Origin of the sequence: Haloechinothrix alba, assembly GCF_900188115.1 — a bacterium.
Classification (GTDB): domain Bacteria; phylum Actinomycetota; class Actinomycetes; order Mycobacteriales; family Pseudonocardiaceae; genus Haloechinothrix; species Haloechinothrix alba.
This window is the reverse complement of the sequence record NZ_FZNW01000014.1, coordinates 21,288-41,689: the sequence shown is the minus strand read 5'-3', so window position 1 is coordinate 41,689 and position 20,402 is coordinate 21,288. Positions and strand designations below refer to the sequence as shown.

Annotated in this window: 20 protein-coding genes; 11 read left to right on the top strand and 9 right to left on the bottom strand. The window is 67.6% G+C overall.

Annotation, left to right across the window (positions count from 1 at the left end):
• Positions 1-217 precede the first annotated feature (217 nt).
• A complete protein-coding gene (locus tag CHB84_RS23930) occupies positions 218-751 on the top strand; it encodes an alanine:cation symporter family protein (protein WP_342743970.1) in 534 nt (177 codons plus the stop codon).
• A 340-nt stretch (positions 752-1,091) separates the two neighbouring features.
• The gene (locus CHB84_RS14455) at positions 1,092-2,192 is read left to right on the top strand and encodes a globin domain-containing protein (RefSeq protein ID WP_089302238.1); all 1,101 of its coding nucleotides are present in this window, start codon (positions 1,092-1,094) and stop codon (positions 2,190-2,192) included.
• Here the strand turns inward: CHB84_RS14455 and CHB84_RS14450 are convergent.
• Positions 2,168-3,106 (bottom strand): pyridoxamine 5'-phosphate oxidase family protein, encoded by a 939-nt coding sequence (locus CHB84_RS14450; RefSeq protein WP_245818748.1) that lies wholly within the window; start codon positions 3,104-3,106, stop codon positions 2,168-2,170. The genes CHB84_RS14455 and CHB84_RS14450 overlap by 25 nt on opposite strands.
• Before the next feature lie 412 nt (positions 3,107-3,518).
• Here CHB84_RS14450 and CHB84_RS14445 point away from each other — a divergent pair, with 412 nt between their 5' ends.
• The 6 genes from CHB84_RS14445 to CHB84_RS14420 all read left to right on the top strand — a co-directional run bounded on the left by CHB84_RS14445 (position 3,519) and on the right by CHB84_RS14420 (position 9,205).
• On the top strand, positions 3,519-4,619 hold the full coding sequence (locus CHB84_RS14445) for a globin domain-containing protein (protein ID WP_245818764.1): 1,101 nt from the start codon (positions 3,519-3,521) through the stop codon (positions 4,617-4,619).
• A 164-nt stretch (positions 4,620-4,783) separates the two neighbouring features.
• The gene (locus CHB84_RS14440; RefSeq protein ID WP_176439970.1) at positions 4,784-5,410 is read left to right on the top strand and encodes a DUF3558 domain-containing protein; all 627 of its coding nucleotides are present in this window, start codon (positions 4,784-4,786) and stop codon (positions 5,408-5,410) included.
• Between the two features lie 488 nt (positions 5,411-5,898).
• Entirely contained in the window at positions 5,899-6,408 is a 510-nt protein-coding gene (locus CHB84_RS14435; RefSeq protein WP_089302135.1) for a hypothetical protein, read from the top strand.
• Positions 6,409-6,425: 17 nt separating this feature from the next.
• Positions 6,426-7,052: a DUF3558 domain-containing protein gene (locus CHB84_RS14430; protein ID WP_176439969.1), complete on the top strand. Its 627-nt coding sequence runs from the start codon at positions 6,426-6,428 to the stop codon at positions 7,050-7,052.
• Positions 7,052-8,434 carry a WXG100 family type VII secretion target gene (locus CHB84_RS22960; protein ID WP_089302133.1) on the top strand — a complete coding sequence of 461 codons (1,383 nt, stop codon included), beginning with the start codon at positions 7,052-7,054 and terminating at the stop codon, positions 8,432-8,434. Before CHB84_RS14430 ends, CHB84_RS22960 begins: the two co-directional genes overlap by 1 nt.
• A 27-nt stretch (positions 8,435-8,461) precedes the next feature.
• Positions 8,462-9,205: an ESX secretion-associated protein EspG gene (locus CHB84_RS14420; RefSeq protein ID WP_089302132.1), complete on the top strand. Its 744-nt coding sequence runs from the start codon at positions 8,462-8,464 to the stop codon at positions 9,203-9,205.
• 36 nt (positions 9,206-9,241) lie between these two features.
• Here CHB84_RS14420 and CHB84_RS14415 read toward each other — a convergent pair whose 3' ends face one another.
• From CHB84_RS14415 to CHB84_RS14395, 5 genes are all read right to left on the bottom strand, one after another.
• Positions 9,242-9,673, bottom strand: a complete 432-nt coding sequence (locus tag CHB84_RS14415) for a heat shock protein transcriptional repressor HspR (RefSeq protein WP_089302131.1) — start codon at positions 9,671-9,673, stop codon at positions 9,242-9,244.
• 5 nt (positions 9,674-9,678) lie between these two features.
• Positions 9,679-10,875 (bottom strand): molecular chaperone DnaJ, encoded by a 1,197-nt coding sequence (gene dnaJ, locus CHB84_RS14410; RefSeq protein WP_089302130.1) that lies wholly within the window; start codon positions 10,873-10,875, stop codon positions 9,679-9,681.
• A gap of 21 nt (positions 10,876-10,896) precedes the next feature.
• Positions 10,897-11,616 (bottom strand): nucleotide exchange factor GrpE, encoded by a 720-nt coding sequence (grpE, locus tag CHB84_RS14405; protein WP_089302129.1) that lies wholly within the window; start codon positions 11,614-11,616, stop codon positions 10,897-10,899.
• Complete coding sequence (gene dnaK, locus CHB84_RS14400; protein ID WP_089302128.1) at positions 11,613-13,484, bottom strand: molecular chaperone DnaK; 1,872 nt, start codon at positions 13,482-13,484, stop codon at positions 11,613-11,615. Before dnaK ends, grpE begins: the two co-directional genes overlap by 4 nt.
• Positions 13,485-13,714: 230 nt before the next feature.
• A complete protein-coding gene (locus CHB84_RS14395; RefSeq protein WP_176439968.1) occupies positions 13,715-14,386 on the bottom strand; it encodes a DUF4097 family beta strand repeat-containing protein in 672 nt (223 codons plus the stop codon).
• Between the two features lie 221 nt (positions 14,387-14,607).
• Here CHB84_RS14395 and CHB84_RS14390 point away from each other — a divergent pair, with 221 nt between their 5' ends.
• Positions 14,608-15,138: a YbhB/YbcL family Raf kinase inhibitor-like protein gene (locus CHB84_RS14390; RefSeq protein ID WP_089302126.1), complete on the top strand. Its 531-nt coding sequence runs from the start codon at positions 14,608-14,610 to the stop codon at positions 15,136-15,138.
• 182 nt (positions 15,139-15,320) lie between these two features.
• Positions 15,321-16,286 carry an alpha/beta hydrolase gene (locus CHB84_RS14385; protein WP_089302125.1) on the top strand — a complete coding sequence of 322 codons (966 nt, stop codon included), beginning with the start codon at positions 15,321-15,323 and terminating at the stop codon, positions 16,284-16,286.
• A 35-nt stretch (positions 16,287-16,321) separates the two neighbouring features.
• Here CHB84_RS14385 and CHB84_RS14380 read toward each other — a convergent pair whose 3' ends face one another.
• Together CHB84_RS14380 and CHB84_RS14375 are read right to left on the bottom strand one after the other, a co-directional pair.
• Positions 16,322-16,924 (bottom strand): TetR/AcrR family transcriptional regulator, encoded by a 603-nt coding sequence (locus CHB84_RS14380; protein ID WP_089302124.1) that lies wholly within the window; start codon positions 16,922-16,924, stop codon positions 16,322-16,324.
• Positions 16,925-17,251 (bottom strand): DMT family transporter, encoded by a 327-nt coding sequence (locus CHB84_RS14375; RefSeq protein ID WP_089302123.1) that lies wholly within the window; start codon positions 17,249-17,251, stop codon positions 16,925-16,927. It lies immediately after the preceding gene.
• Between the two features lie 182 nt (positions 17,252-17,433).
• Between CHB84_RS14375 and CHB84_RS14370 the strand changes: the two genes are divergently transcribed.
• Entirely contained in the window at positions 17,434-19,761 is a 2,328-nt protein-coding gene (locus CHB84_RS14370) for a 4Fe-4S dicluster domain-containing protein (RefSeq protein WP_089302122.1), read from the top strand.
• 48 nt (positions 19,762-19,809) lie between these two features.
• On the opposite strand, the gene dcd is transcribed toward CHB84_RS14370, so the two are convergent.
• Entirely contained in the window at positions 19,810-20,394 is a 585-nt protein-coding gene (dcd, locus tag CHB84_RS14365) for a dCTP deaminase (protein ID WP_089302121.1), read from the bottom strand.
• Positions 20,395-20,402 lie beyond the last annotated feature (8 nt).

Below are 20,402 nucleotides of genomic sequence, written 5' to 3'. Positions count from 1 at the left end.
TAAGAAAACTTGAGTTAGTTCCACTCAAGATTGTGACGTTTCACCAGTGAACACCGAGCCCTTCCCGGGTTGCCCCGCGATCGTCCCCGTACCGCAGGCGACCCGATATGCACGGTTCGGAACACCCTGAAACCGCAACCGCCGCCACGCCGCCTCACCCTGCGTACTCATTCGTCACACGACCACCGGCGATACGCCACGAAACTCACTCATGTGTGTGACCGGATCTTGTTGTGCACTACGCCACCATGTCCACAACGTCACTCAACGCGTCGGCCACCAGCCAGCCGACACGGCAGGCCCCTTCCTCGCCCAACAGGACGGTGGGGCCGAGACCGAGTTCCTCGCCCGTATCGAACAAGTCATCAACAACACCTTCGACCCGATCGCCAACTGGCTCAGCACCGCCGTCTTCTACGAGATCTCCGTGTTCGGGGTGACCGTCCCCTGGATCGCCGCCCGGCTCGTACTCGCGGGCTTCGTCTTCACCCCCGACTTCGGGTTCATCCGGTTCCGCGGTTTCAAAAAGAGCAACTTCAGCGAGGACGTCCACCGCATCGTGTTCTGCGCCTTCGTCGTGATCGGCTCGGTGCTCACCTTCGGCAGCGTGCTGGACTTCGTCGACGCGGTGCTGTTCCTCCTCGCGCTGTTCAACATCATCGGGCTCTACATCCCGGCGCCCGTTGTCAAGCGCGAGCTGGCCGAGTTCCGGTCCGGGGTGCGCTCCCGAGAGATCGAGACGGTGCAGTAACAACCACCCCGGCATCCCTGGTGTCGCGCGGCGCGATGCCAGAGGCCACACATCCGGGCCGGCCCCGCTCGTGTACGGCACGGGCGGGGCCGGTCGCGCTCGCCAGCCACATGCCGACGGCGGGTTCCCAGCAGAAGTATGGTGCAGTCTGGTATGGCGTACTCGTGCTCGCCCGGTACCCGCGCCCCGCTGCCCGCAGGTCGCGGCCCGGCCGGCCGCGCATGACTCCCAGCGCAACGAAGTGGACCCCGTGGATTCGTACCCAGAGCACATGTCGCCGGCGGTCAGCCCGGTACCGCGGACGCGTGCGTCCAGGGAGGCCCCGCCCGCGGTCGCCGCGATGGTCCGGTTGATCAAAGAGACATGGGCCGAGGTCGAACCGGACGTGGCCGAGCTCTCCGCGACCTTCTACGACTTGCTGTTCCGGATCAGCCCGGACATCCGGGAGATGTTCCCCATCAACATCGAGGCGCACCGTGGCAAGCTGGTGCGCGGCATCGCACACGTGGCGCAGATGGTCGACCGCCCGGACGACCTCGTGCCGTATCTCAACCAGCTCGGCCGCGACTACCGCAAGCACCATGTGCGCTCCCGGCATTACGAAGCCATCGGCACCGCGATGCTGGGCGCCCTGCGACACCATCTCGGCTCGCGCTGGACCGAGCAGGTCGAGCACGCCTGGGCCGAGGCCTACACCGTGGTGGCCCGGTCGATGCAGGAAGCGGCCGACGCCGACCCGAGCCCCGCGTCGCTGACCGGAACCGTGATCGACCACCGCCGCCTGACCTGGGACCTGGCCCTGGTCCGGGTGCAGCCGGAAACACCGATCAACTACCGCGCCGGGCAGTACATGAGCGTCGAAGTCCCGCAGCGGCCGCGGCTGTGGCGATATCTGTCCCCGGCGAACGCGCCGCGGAAGGACGGCGTGATCGAGTTCCACGTGCACGCCGTGGAAGGCGGCTGGGTCAGCAGGGCCATCGTCAGCCATACCCAGCTCGGCGACGTCTGGCGGTTCGGTCCACCGCTGGGCAGGCTCAGCGTGGACCGCGACTCCGGCAGGGACGTGTTGATGATCGCGGGGGGCACCGGCCTCGCGCCGCTGCGCGCGCTCGTCGACGAGCTGTCCCAGTGGGGCAAGAACCCCAACGTGCACCTGTTCTACGGCGGGCGTACCGCCGAGGACCTCTACGACCTGGACGACCTGCGCGCGCTCGCCGCAACGAACCCGTGGCTGGGCATCGTGCCCACGGTCGAGGACGGCTCACTTCCCGGAGCCGAGCGAGGGACCCTGGCCGAAGCCGTCACCAGGCACGGGGCATGGCCGGGACACGACGTGCTCGTATCCGGATCACCGCAGATGATCAAGGCGACCATCTCGCGCATGCTCGTGGCAGGAACCACGCTCGACCAGATCGCCTACGACCCGTTCACCCTCAACTGACCGGGCTCCCCGCACTGCGCAGCGGCCTCCCGGCGCTGCTGACGGACACCGAAATAGTCACCGCCCTTGCGCTTGCTGTCGTCGGTGCCCCAGGCGCGGTGGCGCTCGGCCGGCTTCAACCGCGGGATGTGCTTGCGGCAGTGGATGTAGGCCTCTGCGATCTCCACGACGACCCAGCGCTCCGGGATCCGTCCGCGCACGGTCTCCTCCGGGATCCCGGCGAACTCCTCCCGCATCTTGCCGTCCTCGACGATCCGCGCACGGCCGTTGATGTGCAGACCGATCTGATCGCGCACGAAGTCGATCAGCATGATCCCCACGTGCGGGTTCTCGATGATGTTGCCGAGGCTGGCCATCACCCCGTTGCCCCGGTACTCGGGATAGGCGACGCACTTGTCGTTCAACACCAGGAGGAACCCCGGAGGGCCGGCGCGCAGCGAGCAGTCCGCCTCCCCGTTCGCGTCGGCGGTGGCCACGAACGCCATGTCCATCCGGCCGACGAACTCCTGCATCTCCTCGTTGAGATGGTCGAGCATCTGGTCGTTGTAGAACCGCTCCGCCCGGGTCGTGGTGCCGCAGGTCTGCTGCAGCTGGTGCTCACCTTCCGAACCGGGGTTCGCAGGGGCGGGGTCGAACAGTGCGGCCTGGTAGCCGTCCGTGAGCTCACCGGCGACCGGCGGGTCGACCGGTGGCTGTGCCGGTGCGGGTGACGGCGCCGACGGCGCGGGTGGCGGTGCGGCCTGCTGCGGTGCGGAGGCGGTAGTTGACGCGGCCTGCTGCGGGTCCGCGGGAGGCGTCCCGCCGGATGCCTGAGGGGGCTCGTGTCGCTGGGTGTGCGGAGAATCACTGGGGTCCGGTGGCGTCAGGTCCATCGACGCCATGCGTGCCAGTCGGCGCGAATGCTTGATGTCCACGAGGTTTCCCACCGGTTCTAGGGATCGTCCTGCGGTTACTCGCCGCGCCGGGCCCCGGCACGGAGTACTGGGCAGGCGTCCCACTGTGCCACGAGTCTCGTCATCAGCAAGACCCCACGAGACGAAAATTACTCCGTTACGCCCAACGCCTGCCTACCGTGCGCGAGGAGCCTGCTACGCAGCAGAATGACCCCGGTTGGCGCAACGATCGACTCCCCAAAGCCGGCGAGAAACAAGTTACGCTCGGTTGACGACATCTCCTATGGGAATGTCGCGGTCAGCGCCGAGGTGTGCAGGCCGCAGCAACTGGTGAACTTGGAGAGCCCGCGCACCGATGACACTGAACGCCGCAATCGACGATCCGGACGAGCACGAAGGGCAGCACAGCGCTCAGCAACAGCGTGCTGAGCGCGTGGTCCAGCTCATCCGGGACAGCTTCGCCGTGGTGGAGCCCCGCTCCGACGAGGTCGCGCGGTACTTCTACGCAGTGCTGTTCACCATCGCACCCGAGACCCGCGACCTGTTCCCGGTGAACATGGAAGTCCAGCGCAGCCGGTTCTTCGGCGCGCTGGTGCGCATCGTGCAGATGATCGACAACCGCCAGGAGCTCGAACCGTACCTCCGGCAGCTCGGCAGGGACCACCGCAAGTTCGACGTGGTCGAACGGCACTTCGAGGCCGTCGGGACCGCGCTGCTCGCCGCGCTCAAGCGCTACCTGGGTGACGAGTGGACCGAGGAGGTCGAGCGCGCGTGGGCGGATGCCTACGCCATCGTGGCGGGAGTGATGCAGGAAGGCGCGGCCGCGGACTCCGGTCCCGCCTGGTGGGCAGGCACGGTCGTCGAACACCGCAAGCTCAGCAGCAAGGTCGCGGTACTGCGGGTGCAGCCCGACGAGCCCGTCCCGTACCGGCCGGGGCAGTACGTCAGCGTGGAGACGCCGCAGCGGCAGCGCATGTGGCGCTATCTCTCGCCTGCGAACCCGCCCAGTGCGGACGGCACGATCGAGTTCCACGTGCGGAGCGTCCCCGAAGGCTGGGTGAGCAGGGCGCTGGTCCACCACACGAGGATCGGGGACCGATGGCGGATCGGCGCGCCCATGGGGTCGCTGTGGCTCGACCACACGGGCAGCCGCGACCTGGTCATGGTCGCGGGAGGTACCGGGCTGGCCCCGATGCGGGCCGTGCTCGGTGAGCTCGAGCAGCGCAGCCAACCGCCCAACGTCGAGCTGTTCTTCGGTGGGGCGAGTCATGACGACCTGTACCAGCTGGACGAGCTGCGTCAGCTCGCGGAACGATACCCGTGGCTGACCGTCACCCCGGTGACCGAGGACGGTTCGGAACCAGGCGGGGCCGAGGGAACCCTGCCCGACGTCGTCACCTCCCACGGGGCGTGGCACGGATACGACGTACTGATCTCGGGGTCACCGGAGATGATTCGCGCAACGGTGTCGCGGATGCTGGTCACCGGAACCACCTTCGACCAGATCTACTACGACTCCTTCCCGACGGACTGAGGCGGCCGGGCGAGCGCTCGGGCTGTACGGTACGGCGTATCCCGACGGCACGAGATCGGGTCGGTGGCGGGGCGCCTCGCTCGGTGCCGGCTTGATCGCTGACGGCTCGCCGGTGCCACGGGGAAGCTGGGCAGGAAACAGGGGGCGCAATGGTGCGGAGTTTCGTGACGACCGGTGTGGTCGCCGTCCTGCTGCTGGTGACCGGCTGCTCGGACAGCACGAGCGGCACCGCTGACCCCGCCGGTCAGGGCGACGCCGGTAACGAGCAGGAGCACGAGATCGGGCTGCCGCACAGCGGAGCACCCGCTGTGGAGGAACCCGTCGTCGACACCAGGGAGTACGAGGCGGACCCCTGCACAATCCTTCCTGACGACAAACTCGACGATGCCGGATTCGCCATTGACAAGAGCAGTGCTGAGTCTGACATGGACCGCCTTGAGGGACCCATGTGCACCTGGCGCTTCGAGAAAGCAGGACACGGCGTTCTAGGCGCGTCACTTGGCACTGACGATGGTGAAGGACTCAGTCACATCTACCGCTTAGAAGCAAACAGCGATCTCGAATACTTTACCAAGCAAGATCCGATCGATGGCTACCCTGCAGTAGTAGCCGGTAAACGCGACAACCGAACCGACAGGGGCGAATGTGACGTCTACGTCGGGATACGCGACGAAACCGCACTCTACATTCCGCTCTCGGCTTCTCGCGACAACCCGCTCAAGGAAGCCCCCTGCGAGGCCGTGTACGAGCTGGCGACCATCGCTGTTGACACGATCACCGGAGGCGCGTGATGACTGGGACAGCTCCTCGCTGGTGACGGCAAGCAAATCGACGAATTGACACGCGAGTGGCCGGGGGCCCGAGTCCTCGCGCACCGGTGAGCACGCGCCGAACCAGTTCTGAAGCCAGCCACGAAGTCGCCCCTGAGCTGTCCGCGCTGGAGACGTCGGTCAACGCCTGCTGGAACGGGCAAGCGGGCGAGCACGTCATAGATGTGGCGAGCCTGCTGAACCAACTAGCAAGGTGATGAGGTGGCGAGTAGGTGATCTTCCGCAACGCCGCTCAGGACGACATGGAGCCGAACAACCCAACACGCTGGGCCAGGCCGCTGAACACGACGTGCCGGAACGCCCATAACAACGGTGGTCAAGGAGTGTGAGCTGGGCAGAACCGATTGCAGGCCCCAGACGGCGTTGCTAGCGTAAACGTCGGTGCGCGTCACGCAGCTCAGGCAGGATTATGGGGGCTGCCCAGCGGGGTTATCTGAGGAGGGAACGACATGCCCCAGATCGGGCCAGTGCCGAAGCCGGATGGCTACACGGAAGACGGGGAACCTTCCACGCCGGAGGACACAACCGAGTCCGACAGCCAGCAGGGCACGATCGATATGGACGATGCCGAGCGCCTACCGTTCATCGGCGGTGCCTACAAGGCATTCAACTACATGCAAGAGGCCCAGGAACGGGCACGAATATCCGGACAAATCGGCGACATCGAGTTCACCGAAGAAGGCATCGACAAAATCATCGAACGCGTCGGACGGATCGCCGATCAGTTAGACATCGTTAGAGAACGGGCCGTCAGTATTCGCGACATCGATAGCGGTAAGGAACAAGTCAGCGCACAGTACAAAGCGGCAGCAGACGAGATGTCAGCCGACTACCTGACCTACCACGATAAGGTCGTGAAAGCCTACAACGAATTCATACGTGAGCTCGAGTCGGCCAAGAAGAACTACCTCGCCCACGAACAGGACGTCGCCGACAACCTCGGAAAGGCCGACGCCTGATGCACGCTCGCGCGATCATGGCGTTCGGAGCGCTGACGGCGTTGCTGGTAACCGGATGCGGAGACAGCACAGTCGGCGAACCCAACCCGACCGACAACGATAACCCCGACACCAGCACCACGAACGAACCCGACTCCGACCTTCCGCACAGCGGAGCACCCGCAGTGAAAGACCCGATCACGGATCTGAGGGCGTTCGAGCGCGATCCTTGCTCCGTTCACCCCGACAACGAGCTCGCTGCAGCCGGATTCCCCGTCGACACCAGCGAAGAAGAACTCGATGCCAGCGCGGGAGCGGTCTGCTCATACATCTTGGAGGGAGTACGCGCTGGCACTTTCACCGTGACGTTGGCGCAGGGAGAACGAGGGGGAATCAGCCACGTCTATTCGGTTCATCAGGACGACCTCATCGAACTCTTCGAGGAAGCCGATGACATCCACGGCCACCCAGTCGTCATCGCCGCCGAACATGACCGGCGAGACAAGGGGGAATGTGGCATATACACCGGTTTGCGAGATGATGCCGGCCTCGATGTCCAGGTGACCTTCTCCAACGAGGAGCGCAGCGAGCACCATGACGCGCCCTGCGACGCCGCCTACCAGCTGGCCGAACTGGGAATTGAAACACTTCGGGGAGATACGTGATGAGTGACGAACTCTTGCAGTGCTACTCGGGCGCAGGCATTTATGACGCCATGCACCAGGGAGAGCGCGTACCCAAGACCCTGGCCGAGGGTCAGGATGCTTCCACGAAGTTGCGTCAAGAGCATGAAGACCTGATCACTGAGCTGGCTGCGCTGGAGATGTCGGTGGATGACTCCTGGAAGGGCGCCACCGCCGAGAACGTCAAAGGGGTCATCAACCAGTTGTTCGAGGCAGCCGGCACGGCGTCGAACAACCTGGAACCGGCAGCGCGCAGCATGGGGAGCCAATCATCGGCGTTCGAAAAGACCCGGGACGAGATGATTCCGGTCCCGGAGCGCAAGGAAGCGGGGCTGATCGGCAACTACACCCCATTCAAAGCGTCCCAAGAGGAGCTCGACGCGGAGCGCGCCGAGAAGGAACGCCACAACATCGCCAAGTACAGGGAGTACGAGGCAACGACCCAGCAGAACCAGTCGTCGCTGAAAAGCCGGTTCGACGAGATCGAGATCCCGAAACTCGGTGGCGGCGGTTCCGGATCGGGTCCCGGTTCGGGAATCTCGGGCCCCATCGGCCCTTCCGATAGCACTACCCCGACGGCGACCGGCGGGACCGCCGGTGTCACCCCGGCGGGCACGACCGGCGGCGGTGGCACGGCACCCACGGTGCCGGGTGCCGGCACTGGTGGCGGCACGGTAGGCGTCGGTGGCGCCGGGTCAGGCTCCGGAGGTGGAGGCACCGGGTACGGCGGAAGCAACGGCTCGGGTCCTGGTTCCGGTGGGGTGCGCCTGCCGGACGGCAGTATCCGCTACCCCGACGGGACCATCCGCCGCCCCGACGGCAGCCTCGTACGTCCGGATGGCACGGTCATCCCGCCGAGTGACACGGGCGCCTCGGGGATCGGTTCGGGCAACTCGGCGAGCGGTGACTTCGGTCCGACCGGCTCCGGTTCCGGTGGCGCCGGCATGGCCGGTGCCGGTGGCATGGTGGCCGGTGGCATGGCCAGCGGCGGCGCTGCCGCAGGTGGTGCCGGTGCTGCGGGAGGCGCAGGCGGGGCCGCAAGGAGTGGCGCTGCCGGCGGTATGGGTGGTCCTGGCTCGATGACGGGGCAGGGCCAGTTCGGCCCGACCGGTTCCGGCGGTAGCGCCGCGGCAGGCGGTGGCCACGCAGGCGGCGCCGCCGGTGCCCGCCCGATGGGTGGCGGCATGATGGGCGCCGGTGGTGGCCGTGGCGGCCAGGGCGGCGGCGACGAGGAGCACGAGCGCAAGTACGTCCAGGACGAACAGCTCGACAGCGGCCTTCCCGTGATGCGCGACGAGCACGGCGAGAAGGAGTACGACCCGGTCACCGGGCAGGTCATCATCGACGGGGTCATCGGCGAGTAGACGGCAGGCGCAGGGGGAGCGACACCAGTGATCAGGCAGCCGGTGACCATCAGCCTGGAGACCTACACCACGCTGCTGGACAAGGAGAACCTCGGCGAACCCCACACCACGCTGCTCGGCGGCGAGCTCTGGTACCCGCCGGAGCTTGCCGCCGAGCGTGATGTGCGGGTGCTGCGCGAGCTCCGCGAGCAGGGACTCACCTCGGGAAACCGGATCAGCGAGGAGTTCTACGACACGCTGGTCCTCGTGCAACGCCCCGCCGTGGAGTACTACACCTTCTACACCGCCGCAGAGGGCGGTGAGTGGACCGCACGCACCGCCATGACCGGCCGGGACGCACTGCTGATCACGAAGGACGGCACCACGATCCAGCTCGAGCCGATCCCGCACGAGCAACTCGGGGTGCGGCTGGCCGTCGCCCTGCCGGACACTCCCGCCGCCCAGTTGAAGTCGATCACCTGCTCGGTGGCCGAGCTGGAGGCGCTACAGGCAGGCAAGTCACTACCGTCCGGCCCATCGGCCAGCGACACCAAACGCATGCAGCGGTGGCTGGACACGGAGCGGCAGTACGCGGGCCAGCTCTACGCCGCCATCCGGGACGGCATGAACAAGCGGCGCGCGACCACGGCGCCCATGCCGTGCTGGATCGACACGGAATCGGGCAGGTTGCTGCTCACCCCAGACGACAGTGCATGGTGCACCCTCACGGGGTGCGACACCATGGCCATCGCCGAGAAACTGTCCACACTGGAAGAGGCCCTGCGCGGGTAACGCCCCGTCTCGCGCGGGCACAGAGTCGCTTACCCGCTAACGACGGTTCTGCGGGCGCCACACCACGAGCGCGTCCTGCTTGCGGAACGGCACGAGATCCCTTCGGTAGGACGCGTGCACCGCCGCCGCGGCCTGCTCCGCGGCGGCGTAGGCCGCGGATAGCTCCTCCGTCAGCTCGGCCACCCGGCCGCGCAGCGCCTCGACCTCGTTCTCCAGCTCGATGATGCGCTTGACCCCCGCGAGGTTCACGCCGTTCTCCTGGGAGAGGCGCTGCACCTCGCGGAGCATGGCGATGTCGCGCATCGAGTAGCGCCTGCCGCCGCCCGACGTCCGGCCAGGCGACACCAGACCCATCCGGTCGTAGGTGCGCAGGGTCTGCGCGTGCAGCCCCGACAGCTCGGCGGCCACCGAGATCACGAAAACCGGGGTGTGCTCATCCGCGCCGCGCGGCAGGTCACCGAAAGCCATCGCCCTCACCGATCCTTGAGCATCTTCGTGATCTCCGGCCGGGGATCATGGTCGGCCATTTCCTCGGCGTAGGTGCGCAACGCGGACCGCGCCGTCTCGCTCAGCGAGGTCGGCACGTTCACCTGCAACGTGACCAGCAGGTCGCCGACCGTGCCGTCCCGCTTGGCGATCCCCTTGCCACGCACCCGCAGCACCTTGCCGCTGCTGGCCCCCGCCGGGATCTTCACCGATACCTTGCCGTCCAGCGTCGGAACCGACAGGGTCCCGCCGAGCACCAGCTCGGAGAAGTCCACCGGCACCGTGATGGTCAGGTTGTTCCCGGACCGGCCGAACACCGGGTGCGGCGTGACATGGACCCGCACGTACAGGTCACCGGACAGCGCCCCACCGCGCCCGGGCTCACCCTGCCCGGCGAGCCGGATCCGCTGACCGTCCGACACCCCTGGCGGAATGCGCACGGTCAGCGTGCGCGTCCGGGTGCTGGTGCCCGCGCCTGCGCATTCCGTGCACGGCGACTCGACGATCGCGCCGCGGCCCCGGCAGTCCCTGCACGGCTCGGAGAACGCGAACGCACCCTGGCTCGTGCTGATCAGCCCGGCACCGCCGCAGGTTGCGCAGGTGCGCGCGGACGTCCCCGGCCGCGAACCACTGCCCGCGCACGTACCGCAGGTCGCCGGGCTGGACAGGCGCAGCGGCACAGTCGCACCCTTGACCGCCTCTGCGAAGTCGATCCGAACGTCGGTCTCCACATCGGAGCCGCGCTGCGACATCGACGGCCCCGCCGTGGTCGGACCGCCACCGCGCCGGTTGAACAGCCCGCCGAGGATGTCGCCGAGACCGCCGAACCCGCCTGCCGGGCCTCCGGCCTGGCCGCGCGTCCCGCCGGTGAACAGGTCACCGAAGTCGAAACCGCCGTTGCCACCACCGCCCGGGAAGCCGAACCCACCGCCGGTGCCGCGGCCGGACCCGAACAGGCTGCGCGCCTCGTCGTACTCCTTGCGCTTCTCCGGATCCGACAGCACGCCGTACGCCTCGGAGACCGCCTTGAACTTCCGTTCAGCCTCGGCGTCTCCCGGGTTCGCGTCCGGGTGGTTCTCCCGCGCGAGCTTGCGGTACGCCTTCTTGATCTCGTCCTGCGACGCGTCGGAGGAGACGCCCAGCTCACGGTAGAAGTCCTTACCGACCCACTCCCGAGCACTCACCGGACGTCTCCTCCTTTCGCGTCAGCTCTGTTCCTGCTCACCGCTGGGCGTACTCACCTGCTCCGTAACGTCGCCGTCGCCGGCGACGTCGGCAGGCGGCTCAGGAGTGACCGACTCGCTGTCGGTCACCGCCACCATCGCCGCGCGCACCACTCTGTCGCCCATCCGGTAGCCGCGGCGCAGCACCGCCGAAACCGTCGGGCCCTGCACATCCGGCGAGGTGGAGTGCTGCACGGCCTCGTGCACGCTCGGGTCGAACGGCTCGCCCTCCTGGCCGAAGGCTTCCAGTCCCGCCTGCTGCAGGGTCGCCAGCAACTTGTCCGCGACGGCCTTGAACGCGCCCGTCAGGTCACCATGCGACTCTGCCCGCTCGATGTCGTCGATCAGCGGGAGCAGCTCGCCGACCAGCGAGGCCTTGGTCGAGGCGATCACGGCCTCCCGGTCCCGGTCGACCCGCTTGCGGTAGTTGGCGTACTCCGCCTGCAACCGCTGCAGATCGGCGGTCCGCTCGGCGAGCTGCCTCTCCACATCGGCCGCCGCGTCCTGCTCCGCACCCGAGGTGGCCACCCCGCTGGGCCCGGCAAGGCCCTCGCCCGCCGCATCGGCGGCGACCTCCTGAGCGAGGTCGGTCTCGGCCTCCTGAGCGCGCAGTTCACCGGTTTCCGGGTCAACCTTGCGGCGATCCCGCACCACGACCGGCTCCTCCGGCTTGTCCTGGAACTCTTGATCGTTCGCTGTCACTTCTTGTCGTCCTCATCGACAATCTCTGCGTCAACGACGTCCTCGTTGCCGGACTGGGCATCCGAACCGGCGTCGGTCGCGCCGGCATCGGCACCCGCCGCACCGGCAGCGCCGGCAGCGGCCGCGTTCGCGTCCGAGTAGAGCGAGGAGCCCATCGCCTGCGACTCGTTCGTGAGCTTCTCGATGGCCGCGCTGATCGCCTCGGTGTCCTCGCCCTTGAGAGCCTCGTTGGCCTCGTCGATCGCGCCCTTGACCTTCGTCTTGACCTCGTCGGGAAGCTGCTCGTCGTTCTCGTTGAGGAACTTCTCGGTCTGGTAGACGAGGGTCTCGGCCTGGTTGCGGGTCTCCGCGGCCTCCCGGCGCTTGCGGTCCTCCTCGGCGTGCTGCTCCGCCTCCTTGATCATCTCGTCGATGTCTTCCTGCGGGAGCGCGGAACCACCGGTGATCTTGATGCTCTGTTCCTTACCGGTGCCGAGGTCCTTTGCCGTGACGTGCACGATGCCGTTGGCATCGATGTCGAAGGTCACCTCGATCTGCGGCACGCCGCGCGGGGCGGGCGGGATACCGGTCAGCTCGAAGCTGCCGAGCTTCTTGTTGTGCGCGGCGATCTCCCGCTCACCCTGGAAGACCTGGATCTGCACGGACGGCTGGTTGTCGTCGGCCGTGGAGAAGATCTCGCTGCGCTTCGTCGGGATCGTGGTGTTGCGCTCGATGAGCTTGGTGAACACCCCGCCCTTTGTCTCGATACCCAGGGACAAGGGGGTGACATCCAGCAGCAGGACGTCCTTGACCTCACCCTTGAGCACACCGGCCTGCAACCCGGCACCGACGGCGACGACCTCGTCCGGGTTCACGCCCTTGTTCGGCTCCTTGCCGCCGGTCAGCTCCTTGACCAGGTCCACGACGGCAGGCATCCGGGTCGAGCCGCCGACCAGCACCACGTGGTCGATGTCACCGACGGAGATACCCGCGTCCTTGATGACGTTGTTGAACGGTGCCTTGGTGCGGTCCAGCAGGTCGGAGGTGATCTTCTCGAACTCGGCCCTGGACAGCGTCTCGTCCATGAACAGCGGGTTCTTGTCCGAGTCGACCGTGATGTAAGGCAGGTTGATGTTCGTCGTCGAGGAGCTGGTCAGTTCGATCTTGGCCTTCTCAGCGGCTTCCTTGATCCGCTGCAGCGCCATCGGGTCCTTCTTCAGGTCGATGCCGTTCGAGGCCTTGAACTTGTCCACCAGCCAGTCGACGATCCGCTCGTCCCAGTCGTCGCCACCGAGGTGGTTGTCACCGCTGGTCGCACGAACCTCGACCACGCCCTCGCCGAGCTCGAGCAGGGACACGTCGAAGGTGCCGCCACCGAGGTCGAAGACCAGGATGGTCTGCTCCTTCTCGCCCTTGTCCAGCCCGTAGGCCAGCGCAGCCGAGGTGGGCTCGTTGACGATCCGCAGGACGTTCAGGCCCGCGATCTGCCCGGCCTCCTTGGTGGCCTGACGCTGGGCGTCCTCGAAGTACGCGGGAACGGTGATCACCGCGTCGGTGACTTCCTCGCCGAGGTAGGACTCCGCATCCCGCTTGAGCTTCATCAGCACGCGCGCGCTGATCTCCTGCGGGGTGTAGTTCTTCCCATCGACCTCGACCTTCCAGTCAGTGCCCATGTGGCGTTTGACTGACCTGATGGTCCTGTCCGAGTTGGTGACCGCCTGGTTCTTGGCAGGCTGGCCCGTCAGGACCTCGCCGTTCTTGGCGAAGGCCACGACCGAGGGGGTCGTCCTCGCCCCTTCCGAGTTCGCGATGACCGTCGGCTCACCGCCCTCAAGGACGGAAACGACCGAGTTGGTCGTGCCGAGGTCGATGCCGACCACTCGCGCCATGTGTTTATCCCTCCTGGCATTACGGTTGCATGCTCGGGTTGAGCATGCCGTACTCAAGTCCTAGTAGCTTCATCGTAGCGCAGTCAAACTGGAGTTGAGCCTTCAGCACTCAACCTTTCTGCCAGGGTAACGCTTGCGCAGCGATAAATGTTCCCGATTCGCCGGCGCAGCCGGGGAGCCGAAGGTGACCCTGGGCTCCTTCTAAGAACCCAGGGTCACCTTCGGCTCCCTCACGGCGCGGTGGCTGGGCGCACCGTCACGGTGCCGCTGCGGGTGTCGAGGGTCAGGTCGTGCTCGGCATCGGGTTCGGTGGGGATCTCGATGCGCCGCTCGCCGCTCCGGGACGAGCCGTCCACCCGGTAGCGCGCGTCCGGGACGGACAGGGTGACATCGCCACTGCGCGCCTCGGCCGCCACGTCGGCAGGCTCGGCCAGGTCGAGGTCGATGTCGCCGGAGCGCGACGTCACCCGCACCGGCCCGGTCACGTCGCGCCCGGTGACAGCACCCGAACGTGCCCGCAGCTCGATGCCTGCCACCCCGGTCAGCTCCACATCACCGGAGCGGACCGCGCCGGTGACCGTGACGCCGTCCGGCACCACCACGTCGTAGTCCGCGCCGCAGAACCGCCCGCAGTCCTCCAGCAGGAGAGTGCCGTCCCGGACCTCGTAGCCCGGGCCAGGGGCGCCCCACCAGTACGACACCCGCTGCTCGACCCGAACGGAGTCGCCGGACCCGACGCGTACCCGCACATCCCCGGACCGGGTGGCGAGCTCCACCGAGTCCACGCGCTCATCCGGCTCCGCGGCGTAGAGCTCCGATGACGGCGACAGCCGCGCGGAAGCGAGTAGCACGCCGACCCCGATCAGCGCCACCCCGGCGAGCGCCATCCCCGCTCTGGCCATGCCGTACCCCCTTCGCCGCCCGGAACCGAACCAAACATAGCGAGCCGGGCGCTGCGGGTACATCAGGGACATCCCGGCCTCGTCCCTGAGAGTTCCCCGAGGTCGGACGCAACGGTAATCCCCGGCCGCTCGCCGGCCTCGCCCGATCGAGCAGGACGCACGCCCTACTAGGCTCACGCCGGGGGAATCCTCTGAACGCCGTAGCAGAACCAGGAGGAACGATGCCGCAGCCACCCAACCCCTACGATTTCTTGCCGCAGGTACCCACGTTCACCGTCACCAGCACCGACGTCACGGACGGAGGCGCGCTCGCCAACGCGCAGGTGTCCGGGATCATGGGCGCGGGCGGCCAGGACGTCTCGCCGCAGCTGAGCTGGTCCGGTTTCCCCGCGGGGACCAAGAGCTTCACCGTCACCTGCTTCGACCCCGACGCCCCCACCGCCAGCGGGTTCTGGCACTGGGCCGTGTTCGACATCCCGACGTCGGTCACCGAGCTACCGTCCGGAGCGGGCGACGACAGCGGCAGCGGCCTGCCGTCCGGATCGCTCACGCTGCCCAACGACGCGGGCGCTCGCCGGTACATCGGCGCCGCCCCGCCTCCCGGGCACGGCCCGCATCGTTACATGTTCGCCGTCCACGCCGTGGACGTGGAGTCGCTCGGCTTCTCCGACGGCACGCCCGCGTTCCTCGGCTTCAACCTGTTCAGCCACGCCATCGGTCGTGCGCTGATCACCGGTATTCACGAGCAGTAACTGCTCGTCGGGCCATCCGCGCGGGGTCGGCCGGTGTCGCCGGCCGACCCCGATCGCGCGGCAAGCTCCACCGTCGGATACCACTGCCCGCCCCCTGGCCTTGCCGCGACCGCCGACGCACAATCGAAGGTCCCTGTGCAGCGCCGGGCAACACGGGTCCATGAGTGGAAGGAGGTGCCGACGTGGTCACACCGATGGACGAGGAAAACGTCCAGGTGCACGTACCCGACGCGCCGAGCGAGCGCAGCGTGCAGCTCACGAACTTCTACCGGAGCCGGGTCCGGCCGCTCGTCGAAGGCTGGGTACCTCGCGGTGTGCGGCTGCACGCGCTCCGTACGATCACCGACGCGTCCGGGCTCGTGCGGTTGAGCCGCTCGGCCACCACATGGCCTGCCAGGCACGGCTCGGTGCGCGGCACCTGGCTGCGCGCACGACAGGCGCACGCCTCCAACGGAGTCGTCCTGCACCTGCACGGTGGCGGTTTCGTCTTCGGGTCTCACCGGTCTCACCGGGTGCTGGCACACCAGATCTCCCGCAACACCGAGATGCCGGTGTTCCTGCCGCACTACCGCCGCGCGCCGGAGGACCCGTTCCCCGCCGCGGCCGATGACTGCCTCACCGCCTACCGGGAGTTGCTCGACCAGGGGATCGACCCCGGGCGGATCCGCGTGGCAGGCGATTCCGCAGGCGGGCACCTCGCCGCATGCCTGCTCGCCGACCTCACCCGCGCGGAGCTGCCGCTGCCGGCAGCGGTGGCGCTGTACTCCCCGCTGTTCGATCTCAGCTGCGCACGGCTGGAGGAGATGGACTCGACCGTCCGGGACCCGTTCCTTGCACCCGCGGCGACCCGGCTGTCCTGCGAGGCCTACCTGGGGGAGACAAGCCCCGACGAGCCCCGGGTCAACGTGCTCGACGCCGACAAGACGGCATGGCCGCCGACCCTGATCCAGGTGAGCGACTCCGAATGCCTCCGCGACGACGCGCACCGCATGGCGGCCTCGCTGCGCGCGGAGGGCGTACCGTGCGAGCTCCAGATCTGGCCGGAGCAGATCCACGTGTTCCAGGCATGGGCCGACCTGCCGGAGGCGCGCGAGGCCAACCGTTACGCCGGGCACTTCCTGCGCAGGCACGGCACGCCCGAGATGTGATCCGCGTGCCTGGCCCGTCCCCGACGCGCGCACGGTCAGTGCGGTTTGAGCAGGTACTCCACCACCGGCCGCAGCTCCTCGGCGGTCGGCGGCTCGTCGTCGATCAGGCCCTGGATGAGCAACCCGTCGATACCGGCGAGGAACACGCGGAACGCCACCTCGTCGTCGTGCCGCACCATCGAGGTGAGCACGTCGAGCCAGCGGCGCGCGGCGGGACGTAATTCGGGTTTGCGCGCGGCGAGCAGGTAGAGCTCGTACTCGGCCATCGTGCGTCCCCGCCGCGGCCCGAGCGCTTCGGCGAGCAACTGGGACACCTCCTCGGCAGCGCTCGGGCCGCCGAGCGAGGAGTCAGCGGACCGCCGCAGCCCCTCGCGCGAGCGCGCTCTGTCGATCATCCAGTACACCTCGGTGGCCATGTCCCGCGCGCAGGCCATGAGCGTGGCGATCAGCAGGTCGTCGAGGGTGGCGTAGTGGTAGGTCGTCGACGCCGTCGGGATACCGGCCTCCCGCGCGACCGTGCGGTGGGTGACACCAGCGACCCCTTCGCGCTCGATCACCCGGAGTGTGGCGTCGATGATCTCCTTGCGCCGCCGTTCACCCCGTGCCTTGCGGCCGTCGACCTGACCCTGACGCGCCATTCAGTGCGCACCTCCGAGCTCGAGCAACACCACCCCGCCGATGACGAGGAGCAGCCCGACCATCATCGTCGCGGTCACCTGTTCCTGGAAGAACACCACGCCGACGAGCGCGATGAGCGCGACGCCGGCCGCAGCCCAGGTCGCGTACGCGACTCCCATGGGGACGCCGAGCTTGAGCACGTATCCCAGGGTGCCGAACGCCGCGCCGTACCCCAACACGACCGCCACCGACGGCCACAACCGCGAGAAACCGTCGGACAGCTTCAGCGCCGTCGTGCCGATCACCTCGAACACGATCGCGGCGGCGAGTAGCACGTAAGCGGCCATGTGATCTCCTCGGTCAGGTCACTATGCCCCGCAATACTACCTGTACGATCGTCCAGTTAAACAGCGAGTCGTATGCCACATCGGTGGGACTTAGGGTCCACTCATCCGCTACTCATCGGTAGGAAGCGTTACGCTCCCTGCAAAGCCAACTCCCCGACAGCCCGAACGAAAGGCGCCGCTCCATGGGTGCTGTAGAGCTCACGCTCGGCGGGATCGCCGTAGCGGTGAGCATCGTCGCCTGGGCGATGTTCATCACCGCGGTCACCCGTATCGTCCGCACGATCCGCCTCGGCCAGCCCGACTCCAGCCGCAACGGCCCGTTCGTCCCGCGGCTGCTGAACATGCTCAAGGAGTTCGCCGCGCACACGCGGATGAACAAGCTCCGCCACGTCGGGCCATGGCACTGGCTCGTGATGTGGGGCTTCATCCTGGGCGCGATCGTGCTGTTCGAAGCCTACGGCGAAGTCTTCGACCCCGAGTTCCACTGGCCGCTGATCGGGGGCTGGTCCGTGTGGGGCCTCGTCGTCGAGGTGCTCGGCATCGGCACGGTCGCAGGCGGGCTCGCGCTGGCGATCATCCGCCAGCTCAACCACCCCCGTCGCGCCGACCGCCAGTCGCGGTTCGCGGGCTCCAACTTCTGGCAGGCCTACTTCGTCGAGGCCGTCGTGATCATCGAGGGTCTCGGCTTCATCGGGGTGCGGACCTTCCAGTTCTCCTCCGGCATCAAGGACCAGCCGCTGTGGAGCAGCTTCCTGACCCAGCCGCTGGCCGAGATCATGCCGTCGAGCCCCGTGATGGTCTCGGTCGCGGCGTTCGTGAAGCTGATGAGCGGCATGATCTGGCTGATCGTGGTCTCGCGGTTCCTCACCATGGGCGTGGCCTGGCACCGGTTCAGCGCCTTCTTCAACATCTACTTCAAGCGCGAGGACGACAGCAGTGTGGCGCTCGGCAAGCTCAAGCCGATGCTCAGCGGGGACAAGCCGATCGACTTCGAGGAGGCCGACCCGGAACAGGACGTCTTCGGCGCCGGGCAGGTCGAGGACTTCAGCTGGAAGGGCTGGCTGGACTTCACCACCTGCACCGAGTGCGGCCGGTGCCAGGATCAGTGCCCGGCGTGGAACACCGGCAAGCCGCTGTCGCCGAAGATGATGATCACGCAGCTGCGTGACCACGCGTACGCCAAGGCGCCGTACCTGATGGCAGGCGGCAAGAAGGACATGACCGGCGAGGAGATCGGGCTCAGCGGGGACGACCCGCACAAGGACATCGACGCGCTCGCACTCGCCGAGGCCGAGCGGCCGCTGGTGGGCGGCCCCGAGGAGATGGGGGTCATCGACCCCGAGGTGCTGTGGTCGTGCACGAACTGCGGTGCCTGCGTCGAGCAGTGCCCTGTGGACATCGAGCACGTGGACCACATCGTGGACATGCGCCGCTACCAGGTGATGATCGAGTCGAACTTCCCGAGCGAGCTCGGCGGGATGTTCAAGAACCTGGAGAACAAGGGCAACCCGTGGGGCCAGAACGCCAAGGACCGGCTGGACTGGACGAAGGAGCTCGACTTCGAGGTCCCGGTCTTCGCGGGCGAGTGGGGCGACACGGAGTACCTGTTCTGGGTCGGCTGTGCCGGCGCGTTCGAGGACCGCGCGAAGAAGACCACCAAGGCCGTGGCTGAGCTGCTGCACATGGCCGGCGTGAAGTACCAGGTGCTTGGCGCGGAGGAGACCTGCACCGGCGACCCGGCGCGCCGAGCCGGCAACGAGTTCGTGTTCCAGATGCTGGCCCAGCAGAACGTCGAGGTCCTCAACTCGGTCTTCGAGGACGTGGAGCCTCTGCAGCGCAAGATCGTGGTGACCTGCGCGCACTGCTTCAACACGCTGGCCAACGAGTACCCGGAGCTGGGCGGGCAGTACGAGGTTGTGCACCACACGCAGCTGCTCAACCGGCTGGTGCGGGAGAAGCGCCTCACCCCGGTGGCTCCGGTCTCCGAGGGCGTGACCTACCACGACCCGTGTTTCCTCGGCAGGCACAACCAGGTCTACGAACCGCCCCGCGACCTGGTGGAGGCCTCCGGCGCGCAGTTCCGCGAGATGCCGCGGCACGCCGAGCGCTCGATGTGCTGCGGTGCCGGTGGTGCGCGGATGTGGATGGAAGAGCGTATCGGCAAGCGCATCAACGTGGAGCGTGTCGACGAGGCGCTCGGCACCGCACCGTCGAAGATCGCTACCGGCTGCCCGTTCTGCCGTGTGATGCTCGGCGACGGGGTCACCCAGCGGGAGAACGAGGGCCAGGCCGACAACGTCGAGGTCCTCGACGTGGCGCAGCTGCTGCTGTCCTCCGTCAAGCGAGGCGACAAGGAGCCCGCGACCGTGGCCAGCGGCGCCGCGGAGATCGGAGGGGAGGCCGAGTCCGACGGCAAGGCCGACCTACCGACCGATGAGGCACCGACCGGAACGCCGCAGGCCGACGAGGACAAGCCGGAAGGCGAGAAGGACGCCAACAAGGAGCCCTGATCGCCGGCCCCTCCTACGCCACACGAGCAGGCGCTGACCCGTGGCCGGTCAGCGCCTGCTCGTGTCCGAGCGGTGGAAGTTCTGGTAGGCGCGGCTCGGGGTCGGGCCGCGTTGTCCCTGGTAGCGCGATCCGGCCCGGGCGGTGCCGTAGGGGAAGTCGGCCGAGCTGGACAGCCGGAACAGGCACAGCTGCCCGATCTTCATGCCGGGCCACAGCGTGATGGGCAGGTTCGCGACGTTGGACAGCTCGAGCGTGATGTGCCCGGAGAAGCCGGGGTCGATGAAACCCGCCGTCGAGTGGGTGAGCAGGCCGAGCCTGCCGAGCGAGGACTTGCCTTCCAGCCTGCCTGCGAGGTCCACCGGCAGGGTCACCTGCTCGTAGGTGGAGGCGAGCACGAACTCTCCGGGGTGCAGCACGAACGGGTCGTCCCCGTCCTGCTCGACCAGCGAGGTGAGCTCGTCCTGCTGCAGCGCCGGGTCGATATGGGTGTACTTCGAGTTGTCGAACACCCGGAAGTACCGGTCCAGTCGCACGTCGATACTGGCAGGCTGAACCATCTCGGCGTCGAACGGATCGAGGCCGAGACGTCCCGCTTCGACTTCTTTGCGGAGGTCGCGGTCACTGAGCAGCACGGCAACAC

Bases quoted from the DNA above. Each gene is read 5' to 3' on its own strand.
- CHB84_RS14380 (WP_089302124.1), bottom strand. From the start codon at position 16,924: ATGGCGCGTCAGGGTCAGGTCGACGGCCGCAAGGCACGGGGTGAACGG.
- CHB84_RS14435 (WP_089302135.1), top strand. From the start codon at position 5,899: ATGCCCCAGATCGGGCCAGTGCCGAAGCCGGATGGCTACACGGAAGAC.
- CHB84_RS14395 (WP_176439968.1), bottom strand. From the start codon at position 14,386: ATGGCCAGAGCGGGGATGGCGCTCGCCGGGGTGGCGCTGATCGGGGTC.
- CHB84_RS14370 (WP_089302122.1), top strand. From the start codon at position 17,434: ATGGGTGCTGTAGAGCTCACGCTCGGCGGGATCGCCGTAGCGGTGAGC.
- CHB84_RS22960 (WP_089302133.1), top strand. From the start codon at position 7,052: ATGAGTGACGAACTCTTGCAGTGCTACTCGGGCGCAGGCATTTATGAC.
- dnaK (WP_089302128.1), bottom strand. From the start codon at position 13,484: ATGGCGCGAGTGGTCGGCATCGACCTCGGCACGACCAACTCGGTCGTT.
- CHB84_RS14455 (WP_089302238.1), top strand. From the start codon at position 1,092: ATGGTCCGGTTGATCAAAGAGACATGGGCCGAGGTCGAACCGGACGTG.
- CHB84_RS14430 (WP_176439969.1), top strand. From the start codon at position 6,426: ATGGCGTTCGGAGCGCTGACGGCGTTGCTGGTAACCGGATGCGGAGAC.
- CHB84_RS14390 (WP_089302126.1), top strand. From the start codon at position 14,608: ATGCCGCAGCCACCCAACCCCTACGATTTCTTGCCGCAGGTACCCACG.
- CHB84_RS14415 (WP_089302131.1), bottom strand. From the start codon at position 9,673: ATGGCTTTCGGTGACCTGCCGCGCGGCGCGGATGAGCACACCCCGGTT.
- CHB84_RS14375 (WP_089302123.1), bottom strand. From the start codon at position 17,251: ATGGCCGCTTACGTGCTACTCGCCGCCGCGATCGTGTTCGAGGTGATC.